11 protein-coding genes and 1 tRNA gene are annotated in these 14,056 nt (G+C 64.8%); 6 read left to right on the top strand and 6 right to left on the bottom strand.

Annotated elements, in window-relative coordinates; all coding sequences use genetic code 11:
• Positions 1–182 precede the first annotated feature (182 nt).
• Both A0J57_RS02935 and A0J57_RS02930 read left to right on the top strand, forming a co-directional pair.
• Positions 183–1,568, top strand: a complete 1,386-nt coding sequence (locus A0J57_RS02935; protein WP_061938865.1) for a DEAD/DEAH box helicase — start codon at positions 183–185, stop codon at positions 1,566–1,568.
• 136 nt (positions 1,569–1,704) lie between these two features.
• The gene (locus A0J57_RS02930; protein WP_061938863.1) at positions 1,705–4,596 is read left to right on the top strand and encodes a pitrilysin family protein; all 2,892 of its coding nucleotides are present in this window, start codon (positions 1,705–1,707) and stop codon (positions 4,594–4,596) included.
• A 13-nt stretch (positions 4,597–4,609) separates the two neighbouring features.
• Here A0J57_RS02930 and A0J57_RS26505 read toward each other — a convergent pair whose 3' ends face one another.
• On the bottom strand, positions 4,610–4,774 hold the full coding sequence (locus A0J57_RS26505) for a hypothetical protein (protein ID WP_165363355.1): 165 nt from the start codon (positions 4,772–4,774) through the stop codon (positions 4,610–4,612).
• A 131-nt stretch (positions 4,775–4,905) separates the two neighbouring features.
• Positions 4,906–5,493 carry a TetR/AcrR family transcriptional regulator gene (locus A0J57_RS02925; protein ID WP_025549192.1) on the bottom strand — a complete coding sequence of 196 codons (588 nt, stop codon included), beginning with the start codon at positions 5,491–5,493 and terminating at the stop codon, positions 4,906–4,908.
• A 118-nt stretch (positions 5,494–5,611) separates the two neighbouring features.
• Here A0J57_RS02925 and A0J57_RS02920 point away from each other — a divergent pair, with 118 nt between their 5' ends.
• The 4 genes from A0J57_RS02920 (at position 5,612) to A0J57_RS02905 (ending at position 11,925) form a co-directional block, all read left to right on the top strand.
• A complete protein-coding gene (locus A0J57_RS02920) occupies positions 5,612–6,772 on the top strand; it encodes an efflux RND transporter periplasmic adaptor subunit (protein WP_044662452.1) in 1,161 nt (386 codons plus the stop codon).
• A gap of 3 nt (positions 6,773–6,775) precedes the next feature.
• Positions 6,776–9,952 carry an efflux RND transporter permease subunit gene (locus tag A0J57_RS02915; RefSeq protein ID WP_061938861.1) on the top strand — a complete coding sequence of 1,059 codons (3,177 nt, stop codon included), beginning with the start codon at positions 6,776–6,778 and terminating at the stop codon, positions 9,950–9,952.
• Positions 9,953–9,957: 5 nt separating this feature from the next.
• On the top strand, positions 9,958–11,358 hold the full coding sequence (locus tag A0J57_RS02910) for an efflux transporter outer membrane subunit (protein ID WP_061938859.1): 1,401 nt from the start codon (positions 9,958–9,960) through the stop codon (positions 11,356–11,358).
• Positions 11,359–11,439: 81 nt separating this feature from the next.
• Complete coding sequence (locus A0J57_RS02905) at positions 11,440–11,925, top strand: methylated-DNA--[protein]-cysteine S-methyltransferase (RefSeq protein WP_061938899.1); 486 nt, start codon at positions 11,440–11,442, stop codon at positions 11,923–11,925.
• Positions 11,926–11,939: 14 nt separating this feature from the next.
• On the opposite strand, the gene A0J57_RS02900 is transcribed toward A0J57_RS02905, so the two are convergent.
• The 4 genes from A0J57_RS02900 to dapB form a co-directional block, all read right to left on the bottom strand.
• Positions 11,940–12,016 (bottom strand) — tRNA-Arg (locus tag A0J57_RS02900).
• Positions 12,017–12,090: 74 nt separating this feature from the next.
• Positions 12,091–12,522 carry a hypothetical protein gene (locus A0J57_RS02895; RefSeq protein ID WP_061938857.1) on the bottom strand — a complete coding sequence of 144 codons (432 nt, stop codon included), beginning with the start codon at positions 12,520–12,522 and terminating at the stop codon, positions 12,091–12,093.
• Positions 12,523–12,569: 47 nt separating this feature from the next.
• Positions 12,570–13,220 carry an endonuclease III gene (gene nth / locus A0J57_RS02890; RefSeq protein WP_044662448.1) on the bottom strand — a complete coding sequence of 217 codons (651 nt, stop codon included), beginning with the start codon at positions 13,218–13,220 and terminating at the stop codon, positions 12,570–12,572.
• A gap of 6 nt (positions 13,221–13,226) precedes the next feature.
• Positions 13,227–13,991 (bottom strand): 4-hydroxy-tetrahydrodipicolinate reductase, encoded by a 765-nt coding sequence (dapB, locus tag A0J57_RS02885; RefSeq protein ID WP_061938855.1) that lies wholly within the window; start codon positions 13,989–13,991, stop codon positions 13,227–13,229.
• Positions 13,992–14,056: the final 65 nt, after the last annotated feature.

Genomic DNA, 14,056 nt, shown 5'->3' with positions numbered 1-14,056 from the left:
GGCTTCACGCCCCTTCCAGCGATTGGCAGCGTGATCGCTTCGGCCCGAACGGGCATCGGGGCCGGCCAATGAAAGTCTGCGCCAAGCTTTGAGGCTTCCCTTTTCACGCGGGTCGTTTCGTAACCCGCCTTGCGTCCCGGCCCTGCCGGAAGACGCCGGGGCCCATTCGTGAGTTATCATCCATGCAATTTACCGACCTTGGCCTTGCCGAGCCGATCCTGAAGGCGCTGGCCGCCAAGAAATATGCCTCGCCGACGCCGATCCAGGCGCAGGCCATTCCCGTGCTGCTGAAGGGCAAGGACCTGTGCGGCATCGCGCAGACCGGCACCGGCAAGACCGCTGCCTTCGCGCTGCCCAGCCTTGACCATTTCGCCCGCAATCCCAAGCCGACGCCGCTCCAGGGCTGCCGCATGCTGGTGCTGTCGCCGACGCGCGAACTCGCCGCGCAGATCGCGCAGAGCTTCCGCGACTATGGCCGCTTCCTGAAGCTGTCCGTGGAGGTCGTGTTCGGCGGCGTGCCGATCAACCGGCAGATCCGGGCGCTGGGGCGCGGCGTCGACATCGTCGTGGCGACGCCGGGCCGTCTGCTCGACCTGATCGACCAGCGCGCCTTCACCATCAAGGATACCGAGATCTTCGTCCTCGACGAAGCCGACCAGATGATGGACATGGGCTTCATCCACCCGTTGAAGCGCATCGCCAAGCTGCTGCCGAAGGAGCGGCAGAACCTCTTCTTCTCCGCCACCATGCCGGGCGAGATCGAGGCGCTGGCCAGCCAGTTCCTGCACGATCCGGTCAAGGTGAGCGTCGCGCCGCAGTCGACCACGGCGGAGCGGGTCCGGCAGCAGGCGACCTTCGTCAACCAGATGGAGAAGCAGGCGCTTCTCAACCTGACGATCCAGAAGGAAGACATCGACCGCGCGCTGATCTTCACCCGGACCAAGCATGGCGCCGACCGGGTCGTGCGCTTTCTGGAGGGCGCGGGCATCCAGGCCGTGGCGATCCATGGCAACAAGAGCCAGGCGCAGCGGACCACCGCGCTCCAGGCCTTCCGCCATGGCCATGTGAAGCTGCTGGTGGCGACCGACATCGCCGCGCGCGGCATCGACGTGTCGGGCGTCAGCCATGTCATCAATTTCGAACTGCCCAATGTGCCGGAACAATATGTCCACCGCATCGGCCGCACGGCGCGGGCAGGGGCGGAGGGGGTTGCGATCAGCTTCGTGGCGGACGACGAGCGGCCTTATCTGAAGGCCATCGAGCGGACGACCAAGGTGAAGCTGGACGTCGTCCCGCTGCCGGAGAATTTCGTCGAGGCGGTGCGCAATCTTCCCAAGGCCGCGCCGCAGCGCAAGGGTCGGGAGCAGACGCCGGAGCAGAAGACGCGGCGCGCCGACGGGCAACGCCGCTATCAGGACCAGCAGAAGCAGCAGCGCGGCAATACCGAACGGGCGCATCGGCCGGATGGCGAAGCTGCGAAGCCGGCAAAGAAGAATTTCCGGCGCCGTCGCGGCGGCAGCAATGTCGGCGCGCATAAGGGCGCGGTGCAGAAGACCGGCGGGCGGTAATCCTGGATATGATGGGCTCCTGCGAAGGCTGGAGCCCAGTCCTGCCGTTTGACCGGATTCCCGTCTTCGCGGGAAGATGGGGTTCCTTCCTCTTTGTCAGTGGCCATTCAGGAAAATCTCTTTAGGCTGCGCGGCCATGAGCTTTTCCTTCCGGCGTTCCGCCGCTTCGCTGTCCGTCCTTGCCCTGCTGCTTTCGGGAACGCCCGCGCCTCTGGGGGCGAAGACGGACCCGACTGCCACATCCACGGCGCCGGGCTCGACCAAGGCGCAGGTCAGGCCATGGCTCTACGAGAACAGCGATGTTCCGATCGATCCGGCCTGGCGCTTCGGCACCCTGTCCAATGGCGTGCGCTATGCCGTCCGCCGCAATGGCGTTCCGCCGGGTCAGGTGTCGGTCCGGCTGCGGATCGACGCCGGCTCGCTGATGGAGCAGTCCGATGAGCTGGGATATGCCCATTTCATGGAGCATCTGACCTTCCGCGGCTCCCGCCACGTGCCCGACGGGGAATCCAAGCGCATCTGGCAGCGGCTGGGCGTCACCTTCGGCAGCGACAGCAATGCGCAGACGACGCCGACCGGGACCACCTATGCGCTCGACCTGCCGCAGGCGACGCAGGCCAGCCTGGGCGAAAGCATGAAGATACTCGCCGGCATGATGGCCGACCCCAATATCGTCGAGAGCGCCGTGAATGCCGAGCGGGCCGTGGTCCTTGCGGAAAAGCGGGAGAGCGATGGGCCGCAGATGCGGATTTCCGATGCGACAAGACGGCATTTCTTCGCTGGCCAGCCGCTGGCCGACCATAGCCCCATCGGTACGGTGGCAACGCTGAATGCCGTCACGGCGGCGAAGATGGAAGCTTTTCACCAGCGCTGGTACCGCCCGGAAAATGCCGTGATCTCGATTGCGGGCGACATCGACCCGGCCATGGCCGAGCAATTGATCAAGGATAATTTCGGCTCCTGGACCGTCCCTGGAAAGGGCGCGCCGCTACCCGATTTCGGGGAGCCCGACCCCAAGGCCCCTGCCACCAGGGTGACTGTGGAGCCCGGCGCGCCCACCGGCCTTACCATGGCCTGGCTGCGCCCGTGGAAGCCGCATGCCGACACCATCGTCTACAATCAGGACAAGCTGACCGACATGCTGGCCCTGCAGATCATCAGCCGCCGTCTGGAACAGGCTGCGCGCAGCGGCGGCAGCTTCCTGCAGGCAAGCGTGGATCAGCAGGATGTCAGCCGGTCCGCCGATGGCACCTTCGTCACCATCGTGCCCACGGGCGAGAATTGGGAAAAGGCGTTGGGAGACGTGCGCGCGATCATAGAGGATGCCAAGGCCGCGCCGCCAAGCCAGATAGAGATCGACCGCGAATATGCGCAGATGGACACCGCACTCGCGATCCAGGTCGAGAATGCCGATACGGAGGCGGGCGCCAAGCAGGCGAGCGACCTGGTGAGCGCGGTCGACATCCGCGAAACCACGGTCAGCCCGCAGGCGGCGCTGGACATCTTCCGCTCCGGCAAGACAGGCATGACGCCGCAGAAGATATTGGATTCGACCCGGCGGCTCTTCTCCGCCGGCGTCTTCCGCGCGCAGCTGATCACTGGCAAGGTCCAGCCCGGCGTCGACGCGAAGCTGGCCGCCGCTGTCGCCGCGCCGGTCAAGGCGGCGACCAACGCGCGGCTGGCGGACAAGGTCGTGACCATGGCCGACCTGCCGAAGCTCGGCGCGCCGGGGAAGGTCGTTTCGCGCACGCCCATCGGCCTGCCGGGGATGGAAAGCATTGTCTTCTCCAACGGCGTCAAGCTGACCCTGTTCGCCAATGATGCGGAGACAGAGAAGGTACGGATCAACGTCCGCTTCGGTCATGGCCAGCAGGCCTTTTCCCCGACCCGGCCCGTGCCGGGCTGGGCGGCGGATTATGCGCTGGTGGCGAGTGGAATAGGGAAGCTGGGCCAGCGGGAACTTGATGACCTGACCAATGGCCGCCGCATGGGGATGGATTTCGCCATCGACGACGATGCCTTTGAAATGCAGGCCGTAACGCGTCCGGCGGATTATAAGGACCAGTTGCTGCTGTTCGCGACCAAGCTGTTTGCGCCGGGATGGGACCCCGCGCCGATCGCGCGCGTGAAGACGGGGGCAGGGGTCGCCTATGACGCGATGGAGCGGGCGCCGGATTCCGTGCTGGCGCGGGACCTCAACTGGTTGCTGCACGACAAGGATGTGCGGTTCCGCACGCCTTCGCGGACGGAGATCGACGCGCTGACTCCGCAAGCCTTCCGCGCCACATGGGAACCGCTGCTGGCATCCGGGCCCGTCGAGATACAGATTTTCGGGCAGGTGAAGGCGGACGATGCCATTGCAGCCGTGGCGGCGACCTTCGGTGCGCTGCCACAGCGGGCGGATGTTCCGGTTCCCGCCGCCAACAAGCTGATGCGCTTTCCCGCCCATGTCGAAAGCCCGGTGGTCCTGCGGCACAAGGGCGACAAGGAGCAAGCGGCGGCGGTCATGGCATGGCCCACGGCAGGCGGGTTCGCACTGACGAAGGAAGCGCGGCAGCTTGAAATCCTGACGCAGATTTTCAACGATCGGCTGTTCGACAAGCTGCGTTCGACCGAAGGCGCGGCCTATTCGCCCAGTGTCCAGAACAACTGGCCATTTTCCTATGAAAGCGGCGGTTACATATTGGTGACGAGCCAAGTGCGCCCGGATCGCGTCCGTTATTTCTATGGCGTGGTGAAGGACACGGCGGCGGACCTCGTCAAAAATCCAGTGAGCGAGGACGAATTGCAGCGCGCCGTCGCGCCGATGCGGCAATTGCTGATGCGGGCAGGGACAGGCAATGCCTTCTGGATGAACCAGATGGAGGGCGCTACCCACGACCCGCGCTATGTACAGGCGATGCAGACCATGGCGCAGGACATGCTGACCGTCACGCCAACCGATATTCAGGCGCTGGCGGCCAAATATCTGGTGCCCGGCAAGAGCTGGTCTGCGGTGGTGCTGCCCGATGGCGTCGCCGCCAAATAGCCGGACCGGTGGCTCAGGCCGGGACGCGCTCCGTCTGTTCCAGCAACTGGCTGTAGAGCCGCACATATTCCATGTGGATCGCGCGGATTTCCGGATTGCGGGAGCGGGCGGCCAGCCTGCGATTGCGGTCCAGCCGCGCCTCGAAATAGCTGCGGTCGAACGACATGTTGATACCCATTTCTTGCCTCCCGGGGGAACGATTTGGGGGCAGGAATGTTTCCGGCGGCCGAAAGTTGCAGCTGATTTCAGGCATTTCTGCTGCAACGCGGCAGACTGACCGGAAGCCGAGCCGGACCGAAGCCCGCGCCTTCAGTCCATGGCGCGAAGCGCGGCGACGATCATGAAGGCCGCGCATTTGGCGGTACGCTCAGCGCTGATGGTCGGTGCCGACAGGCTGCGATGGCCCAACCCGAACAAACAGGCCAGGATCATTTCTTCGGCGCTTTTCAGCGCTTCGCCCGACAATCCGGGGTTTGCGACGCAGGCGAAATCTCCCAGGGATTTCCGCAGGCCGTTGCACATGTCGGCAATCGTGCCCGCGACGCGCGCGTTGCGGAATCCCTCGGCCAGAATATCGAAGGACAGGGCCTCGTGCGGGTTGTCCATCACCTCCAGCAGCAGCAGTTCGAAGGTCCGCTCTATGCTGATCTCCCCTGCCTCGAGCCGGTTCTGCAAGCTCAGGATCGTCGCTTCGCGTTCGCGCGTATCGCTATTCACGATCGCTTCGATAATGTCTTCCTTGCCCTTGAACAGCCGGTAGATCTGGCCGACGGACACATGCGCCGCGGCAGCCAGCTCGGCCATCGCGCTCTGATGAAAACCGTTGGCGGCGAACAGATCGCGGGCCGCATCCAATATGCGGTCCCTGGCATTCCGTTCATGTTGCAATGCAGCCAAAAATCTTCGTCCCGTCTTTTTTACTCTTGAACAAATTGTGGCATGTTCCTACCTGCCGCGCAAGCGGAATGAACGTTCATTCCAATTGAAGCCACCAGTGGAAACGGAGCATCGACCGATGCAAAAGGGGATTTTTGTCGGACTGTTCGCCTGCGCGTCGGCCCTTGCGCTGGGCGCCTGTGGCCAGCAGCAGCAGCCTGCGCCGCCGCCGCCCGCGGTCGGTGTGGTGAAATTGACGGTGGAAAACGCTCCGTTGACGACCGAGCTTCCCGGCCGCATCGCCGCAGTGGAAACGGCAGAGGTCCGGCCCCAGATCAGCGGCGTCATCCGCCGCCGCCTGTTCACCGAAGGCGCCGTGGTGCGTGCGGGCCAGTTGCTCTACGAGATCGAGGATGCGCCCTATCGCGCCGCCCTGGGGCAGGCGCAGGGCGCTCTCTCTCGGGCACAGGCATCGATCCGGGCGACGGGACTGCAGGCGCAGCGTTACAAGGAACTGGTCGGCATCAACGCCGTCAGCCGGCAGGAGGCCGACAATGCCGCCGCCTCGGCCCAGCAGGCGCGCGCCGATGTCGCCGCGCAGCGGGCGGCGGTGCAGGCCGCGCAGGTGAACCAGGATTTCACCCGCATAAGGGCCCCCATTTCCGGGCGGATCGGCCGTTCCCTGTTCACGCCGGGCGCGTTGGTGCAGGCAGGACAGGCCGACCCGCTGGCGACGATCCAGCGGACCGACGTCGTCTATGTCGACGTGACCCAGTCGGCCGCGCAGATCATCGACCTCAAGCAGGCGATGAAGGCAGGCGGCGTCAGTGCCGCTAACGGCGCGCGGGTCCAGTTGCTGCTGCCCAATGGCAGCGTCTATCCGATCGAGGGGCGTCTGCAATTTTCCGAGGTGACGGTGGATCCCAGTTCGGGCGCGGTAACGCTGCGTGCGACCTTCGCCAATCCGGACGGCCTGTTGCTGCCCGGCATGTATGTGCGGGCCAGGCTGGTCGAGGGCCAACGCAGCCAGGCGATCCTTGCGCCGCAGCAGGGCATCACCCGCGATGCGCGGGGCCGGGCCACCGCCATGGTGGTGGGTGCGGACAACAAGGTCGAACTGCGTCAGGTCGAAACAGACCGGGCCATTGGCGACAAGTGGATCGTCACCAAGGGGCTGAAGGCGGGAGACAGGCTGGTCGTGGAGGGCCTGGTGAACCTGCGGCCCGGAACGGTCGTGAAGCCGGGCGCGCCGCAGCAGGTGACGGCGGGCAGGCAGGCGAATGCCGGCGGGGCGAACTAAGTCATGGCCCGCTATTTCATCGACAGGCCCATCTTCGCATGGGTCATCGCCATCGTCATCATGCTGGCCGGCATTCTGGCCCTGCGCTCGCTGGCCGTGGCGCAGTTTCCGGAGATCGCGCCGCCCGCGGTGACGATCGCGACCACCTATCCAGGCGCGAATGCGGAAACGCTGGAAAGCACGACGACGCAGATCATCGAGCAGCAGCTCAAGGGCATCGACAATCTCCGCTACTTCTCGTCCAGCAGCGATTCGGCGGGCAACCTCACCATCACCCTGACCTTCGAGCAGGGAACGGATGCCGACATCGCGCAGGTCCAGGTCCAGAACAAGCTGGCCCAGGCCACCCCCCTGTTGCCGCAGGAAGTGCAGCAACAGGGGCTGCGCGTCACCAAATCCACCTCGACCTTCCTGATGATCATGGCCGTCTATGCCGATGACGGCATTCATGATCAGCAGGATGCGGGCGATTTCGTCGCTTCCGCCCTGCAGGATCCGATCAGCCGTGTCGACGGCGTGGGGGATACCCAGTTGCTGGGCGCGCAATATGCGATGCGCATCTGGCTCGATCCCTATAAGATGGCCAATCTGGGCGTCACCACCGGCGACGTCAAATCCGCCATACGCGCCCAGAATGCGCAGGTTTCCGCAGGCCAGATCGGCGGCACGCCGTCGCCCCGCGGCCAAGCGCTGAACGCCACCGTGACGGCGCAGTCGCGCCTCAGGACCCCAGAGGAGTTCCGGCAGATCCGGCTGCGCAGCAACAGCAACGGATCGGTCGTCTATCTGGCGGATGTCGCCAGGGTGGAGTTGGGTGCGGAAAGCTACAGCTTCGGCGCGAGGTTCAATGGCCATCCGGCCGCCGGCTTCGGCGTAAGGCTGGCGCCGGGCGCCAATGCGCTCGATACGGTGGAAGGCGTGAAGAACCGGGTCAACGAACTGTCGAAAACCTTCCCGAGCTGGGTCAAATACGACTTCCCGGTGGACAATTCGACCTTCGTGAAACTGTCGGTGGAGCAGGTCATCCACACGCTGTTCGAAGCGACGCTGCTCGTCTTCGTGGTGATGTTCCTGTTCCTTCAGAACTGGCGCGCCACGCTGATCCCCACCATTGCGGTGCCGGTCGTGCTGTTGGGATCGCTGGCGATCCTCTATACGGCGGGGTTCACCATCAACACGCTGACGCTGTTCGGCATGGTGCTGGCGATCGGCCTGCTGGTCGACGACGCCATCGTCGTGGTCGAGAATGTCGAGCGCATCATACAGGAAGAGGGGCTTAGCCCGAAGGAAGCCGCGAAGAAGTCGATGGACGAGATCAGCGGCGCGCTGATCGGCATCGGCCTGGTGCTGTCGGCGGTGTTCCTGCCCATGGCGTTCTTCGGCGGGTCGACGGGCGTGATCTTCCGCCAGTTCTCCATCACCATCGTGTCCGCCATGGTGTTGTCGGTGCTGGTCGCGTTGATCCTAACGCCTGCGCTCTGCGCGACGATCCTGCGGCCCCGGGGGCACAGCCATGTCTGGACCGGCCCGCTGGGGTCGCGCTTCGGCCGCTTCTTCGACTGGTTCAACCGGACCTTCGACCGCAATGTCGTGCGATACGGCGCGACCGTGGAGAAGGTCGAGCGGCGCTGGGGCCGCACGATGCTGGTCTATGCATTGATCGTCGCGGGGATGGCGCTGGTCTTCCTGCGCCTGCCTGGCGGTTTCCTGCCCGATGAAGATCAGGGCATCATCATCAACCAGGTGTCGCTCCCGACCGGGTCGACGCTGGAGGAGACCGAACGGACGCTGGCGAAGGTGCGCGATCACTATATGACGGACGAGAAGCGGAATGTTGCCGCCGTCTTCACCATCTCCGGCTTTGGCTTCGTGGGCCAGGGCCAGAATGTCGGCCTCGCCTTTGTCAGGATGAAGGACTGGTCGCAGCGCGAGGGCGCCGACAACAAGGTGTCTGCCATCGCTTTGCGCGCCAATGGCGCGTTCCAGCGGATTTCCGCAGGCATGGCGATCGCCTTCGTGCCGCCCGCCGTGCAGGAACTGGGCAATGCCACCGGCTTCGACTTTCAGCTCGTGGACCGCGCCGGGCTGGGCCATGACAGGATGCTGGAGGCGCGCAACCAGTTGCTGGGCATGGCCATGGCCGACAAGCGGCTGGCGCAGGTGCGCCCCAACGGGCTGGAGGATACGCCGCAGCTCAAGCTCAACGTCGATCAGGCGGCAGCGGGCGCGCTGGGCATCGCCCAGTCCGATGTCAACGATACGATCAGCACGGCGATGGGCAGCAGCTACGTCAACGACTTCATCGACCGCGACCGGGTGAAGCGCGTCTATGTGCAGGCCGATGCGCCGTTCAGGACCACGCCGGATTCGATCGGCGTGCTGCATGTGCGGGGAAGCGGCGGCGCGATGGCGCCGATCTCTTCCTTTGCAACGACCGAATGGACCCATGGCCCGGCGAAGCTGGAGCGGTTCAACGGCGTGCCGTCGATGCAGATCATGGGTGCGCCCGCGCCGGGCGTTTCGACCGGCGAGGCGATGAAGGCGATGGAGGAGATGGCGGCCAAGCTGCCGGCAGGCGTCGGTTATGAATGGAACGGCATTTCCTATGAGGAGAAGACCTCCGGCGGGCAGGCGCCGGCGCTTTATGCGCTGTCGATGCTGATCGTGTTCCTGTGCCTGGCCGCGCTTTATGAAAGCTGGTCCGTGCCCATCGCCGTGATGCTGGTGGTGCCGCTGGGCGTGTTCGGCGCGGTGGTCGCCGCGATGCTGGTCGGCCTCAACAACGACATCTACCTTCAGGTCGGCCTGATCACGACCATCGGCGTGTCGGCCAAGAACGCCATCCTGATCGTCGAATTCGCCGAGGAGAAGATGCGCGAGGGGCTGCCACCCGCGCGGGCGGCGCTGGAGGCGGGCAAGCTGCGCCTGCGGCCGATCCTGATGACCAGCTTCGCCTTCGTCTTCGGCGTGCTGCCGCTGGCGGTGGCGAAGGGCGCGGGCGCAGGCGGCCAGAACGCCATAGGCTGGGCCGTGGTCGGCGGCATGCTGTCCGCGACGGTGCTCGCCATCTTCTTCGTGCCGGTCTTCTTCACCGTCGTGAAGCGGCTGTTCCGCGAACATCATGGCAAGGATCAGGGCGGGCATGAGGGCGGCGCCCGGCTGGGTCCGCAGGAGGCATGAGGATAATGAACAAGATGAAGCCGTTCTCGGCGGCTGCTCTGGCGCTGACGCTCGCGGCCTGCGACATGGCGCCCAAATATGTGCGCCCTGCCTTGCCGGTGCCGGCGGGGAGCCCGCAGGGGCCGGCCTATCCGGCTGGGCAGGGGCAGGCGATCGTTCCGGCGGATACGGCCTGGAAGGATTTCTTCGTCGATTCCCGCCTGGCGCGGGTGATCGAGACGTCGCTGGCCAATAATCGCGACCTGCGTGTCGCCCTTGCCAATGTCGAGCAGGCGCGGGCGCAATATCGCGTGCGGCGGGCGGACATATTTCCCACTGTGAACGCCAGCGGTAGCGCCACCTATCAGGATACGCCCTTCTCGCAGGTCGGTACGGGCCGGATGGACATCTATTCGGCGTCCGTGGGCGTGTCGGCCTGGGAAATCGACCTGTTCGGTCGGGTGCGCAACCTCAGCAGGGCGGCGCAGGAACAATATTTCGCATCGGTCGAGAACCGGAATGCGGCGCAGACTGCGCTGGTCGCAGAGGTCGCGAACGCCTGGCTCGCCATGGCGGCGGATCAGGAGCGGCTGAGGATTGCGCGCGATCTGGAAAAAGCCTTCGGCCAGACGCTGGACCTCACCAAGGCCCGCTTCGCCAAGGGGATCGCGTCGGAACTGGAAGTGCGGCAGGCGCAGACCAGCCATGACCGGGCGCGGTCCGATATTGCCGAAGCGACGACCCTGGTGGCGCAGGACCAGAATGCGCTGAACCTGCTTACCGGTATGACGGTGGCGGCGGAGGACTTGCCGGCGGCGATGCCGAATGGCGACGTCACCCTCTCCAACCTGCCGGCCGACCTGCCTTCCACGGCTTTGCTGCGACGCCCGGACATCATGGCGGCCGAACATCAGTTGCTGGCGGCCAATGCCAATATCGGCGCGGCGCGAGCGGCCTTCTTCCCGAATATCTCCCTGACTGCGGCGTTCGGGACGTTGAGCCTTGGCCTGTCCAATCTGTTCAAGTCGGGCAGCGATACATGGTCGGTTGTGCCGTCCGCCAGCCTGCCGATCTTCGATTTCGGCCGCAACAGGGGCAATCTGCGTTATGCGCGGGCCACCTATGACGCGATGGTCGCCACTTATGAGAAGAGCGTGCAGACGGGTTTTCGCGAAGTCGCCGATGCGCTTGCCCGGCGCGGCACGATGACGGAGCAAATGGAAGCGCAGACATCGCTGCGGGATGCGGCGCGGGTAAGCTATCGCCTGTCGGAAGCGCGGTTCCGCGCCGGCGTCGATCCCTTCCTGACCACGCTGGATGCGCAGCGGACGCTCTATAATGCCGAACAGAGCCTGCTGGCGACACGGCTGGCGCGCGCCGCGAACATGGTCGAACTGTATCGCGCGATGGGTGGCGGCCTGAAATGATCTTTGACCGCAAGCGGCGGGAAGGCGGCCATGCATGTCATGCCCCATGCTGGCGTCGGCAAAGGGTTGAAAGGACAGGGCATGACTTATGCATATCGGACGCTGGCATCGCCCGTCGGTGAACTGACGCTGGTCGCGTGCGAGGCGGGGCTGGCGGCGGTCCTGTGGCAGGATGACGATCCCCGGCGGGTGCCCATGGGGCAGCGGACCGAAAGGGGCGATCATCCGGTGCTGCAGGAAGCGGGACGGCAACTGAATGAATATTTCGCCGGGCAGCGGGAGACGTTCGACCTGCCGCTGCATTTCAACGGCACGGATTTTCAGAAAAACGTCTGGACCGCGCTGCTGACCATCCCCTTTGGACAAACGCGCAGCTATGCCGATATTGCCCGCCAGATCGGGAGACCGTCCGCCTGCCGCGCAGTGGGTGCCGCCAATGGGCGCAACCCGATTTCCATCATTGCGCCGTGCCACCGGGTGGTGGGCGCCAACGGCGCACTGACGGGCTTTGCAGGCGGCCTGAAGGCCAAAAGCTATCTGCTTGGTCTGGAGAGAAAATTTCTCTGACGTCCATTCGAAAATGGCGCACCCAAGAGGATTCGAACCTCTGGCCTTTGCCTTCGGAGGGCAACGCTCTATCCAGCTGAGCTATGGGTGCGTGTCGCTGGTGCGAAGGGCCGCTTAGCAAAGCCCAATCGCTCGCGCCAGCATCAAAATCGCCTCAGGCCAAAGTTATTTCGCCATTTTCTGCATCGGCTGGAATTTCCCAAGGCCGCAGCTAGGTCCACGCTGCAATCCGCCGGTCTGATAGAGCACCGTGATGATGTCCACCGAGCAGAGCTGGGACAGGCTGGTCTTGTAGAGGAAGCGCCGCTCGAAACCCAGGCTGGGGCAACTCATCGGCAGGATATTCCGATAGACCTTGTTACCGTTCATGATGAAATCGATGGTCCTGTCGTCGCGGACCTCGGTGGAGCGGATCGCATTCAGTTGAACGCAATCGACCGGCTTGCCGGCGGGGACCAGATTGTCCGGAGCCTTCCCGGCGAGGGCAGGGGCAGCCGTGCAGGCGAGTGCCGCGGCCAGGGCGAATTGGCGGATAAGGGGGGCAGACATATCGTCTCTCCTGTTGACTGTCCGGATGACGTCGCGGGAGCCTGTCATCCGTCCTGTCGCTCCTTCTACCGCGCGGCGGCTGAACCGCGCAATAATCAGGGGCTGGTGCCGGGCGCGGGAGTCTTGGGCTTGAAGCGGCAGAGGTCGGCCACGATGCAGCGCCAGCATTCGGGCTTTCGCGCCTTGCAGACATAGCGGCCATGCAGGATCAGCCAGTGATGGGCATCGCGGCGGAAGGGGCCGGGAACGTTTTTCTCGAGCTTCAGTTCGACGGCAAGCGGCGTCTTGCCCGGCGCGAGGCCGGTACGATTGCCGACACGGAAGATGTGGGTGTCGACCGCGAATGTTTCCTGCCCGAACGCGGTGTTGACCACGACATTGGCGGTCTTTCGCCCGACGCCGGGCAGGGTGGTCAGGACATCGCGATCCTGCGGCACCTCTCCGCCGAAATCGCGCAGGAGGATTTCGGACAGGGCGATGACGTTCTTCGCCTTGGCGTTGAAGAGGCCGATGGTCTTGATATGCTGCTTCAGGCCTTCTTCGCCCAGTTCCACCATCTGCTGCGGCGTGTGGACATCGCGGAAGAGCGCGCGGGTCGCCTTGTTGACGCCCACGTCCGTCGCCTGCGCGGAAAGCACCACCGCGACCAGCAACTGATAGACATTGCCATATTCCAGCTCCGTTCGGGGCGCCGGATTGGCTTCAGCGAGGCGGCTGAAGAAGTCGAAGATCTGGTCCTTCTTCATCGGCGTTTACAGGCCCAGCACACCCTTCATGTCGTAGCGGCCGACGGGTTGGCCGATCAGCCATTGGGCCCCCTTCACCGCGCCCCGCGCGAAGATGACGCGGTTTTCGGCGCGATGGCCGATTTCGATCCGCTCGCCCTCGGCCGCGAGGATCACCTGATGGTCGCCCGCCACCGATCCGCCGCGCAATGCCGCAAAGCCGATCGCACCCCTGGCCCGTGCGCCGGTGATGCCGTCGCGCCCGCGCTCGCTATGGTCGGCAAGAGCGATGCCGCGCCCGCGCGCGGCGGCTTCGCCCAGCAACAGCGCAGTGCCGGAAGGCGCATCGACCTTATGACGATGGTGCATTTCGACGATCTCTATGTCCCAATCGTCGTTGAGGCGCGCCGCAGCCTGTTCCACCAGCGCCGCCAGCAGGTTGACGCCCAGAGAGGTATTGCCGGTCTGGAGGATCGGGACTTGCCTTGACGCTTTGTCGATCAGCGCATGGTGCGTAGATTCCAGTCCGGTGGTGCCGATGAGGATCGGCTTCTTTGCCGCAATGCAGGCGTCCAGATGGGCCGACAGGGCGGCGGGCACGGAAAAGTCGATCAGCACGTCGCTTTGCTCGGCCAGGGCAAGTGGATCGGCGGTGATGGCGATGCCGGGGGCAAGCTCTCCCGCGCCACCGCGGTCGGTGCCTCCGGCGATTTCCAGCCCAGCCTCCTGAGCGACCTGCGCGATGGCGCGTCCCATGCGGCCAGCCGCGCCGAAAATCCCGATCCGTGTCATCAGCCTCATTCCCTGAAAGGTCGGATGGCCGATGCCAGAACGGGCCGGGCTTGTCATCCCCGCGG

It is taken from the genome of Sphingobium sp. 22B, assembly GCF_001580035.1.
In the GTDB taxonomy this organism is placed as follows: Bacteria; Pseudomonadota; Alphaproteobacteria; order Sphingomonadales; family Sphingomonadaceae; genus Sphingobium; species Sphingobium fuliginis.
Note: the sequence above shows the minus strand (reverse complement) of the source record. Positions and strands in the feature narration are given on the sequence as shown.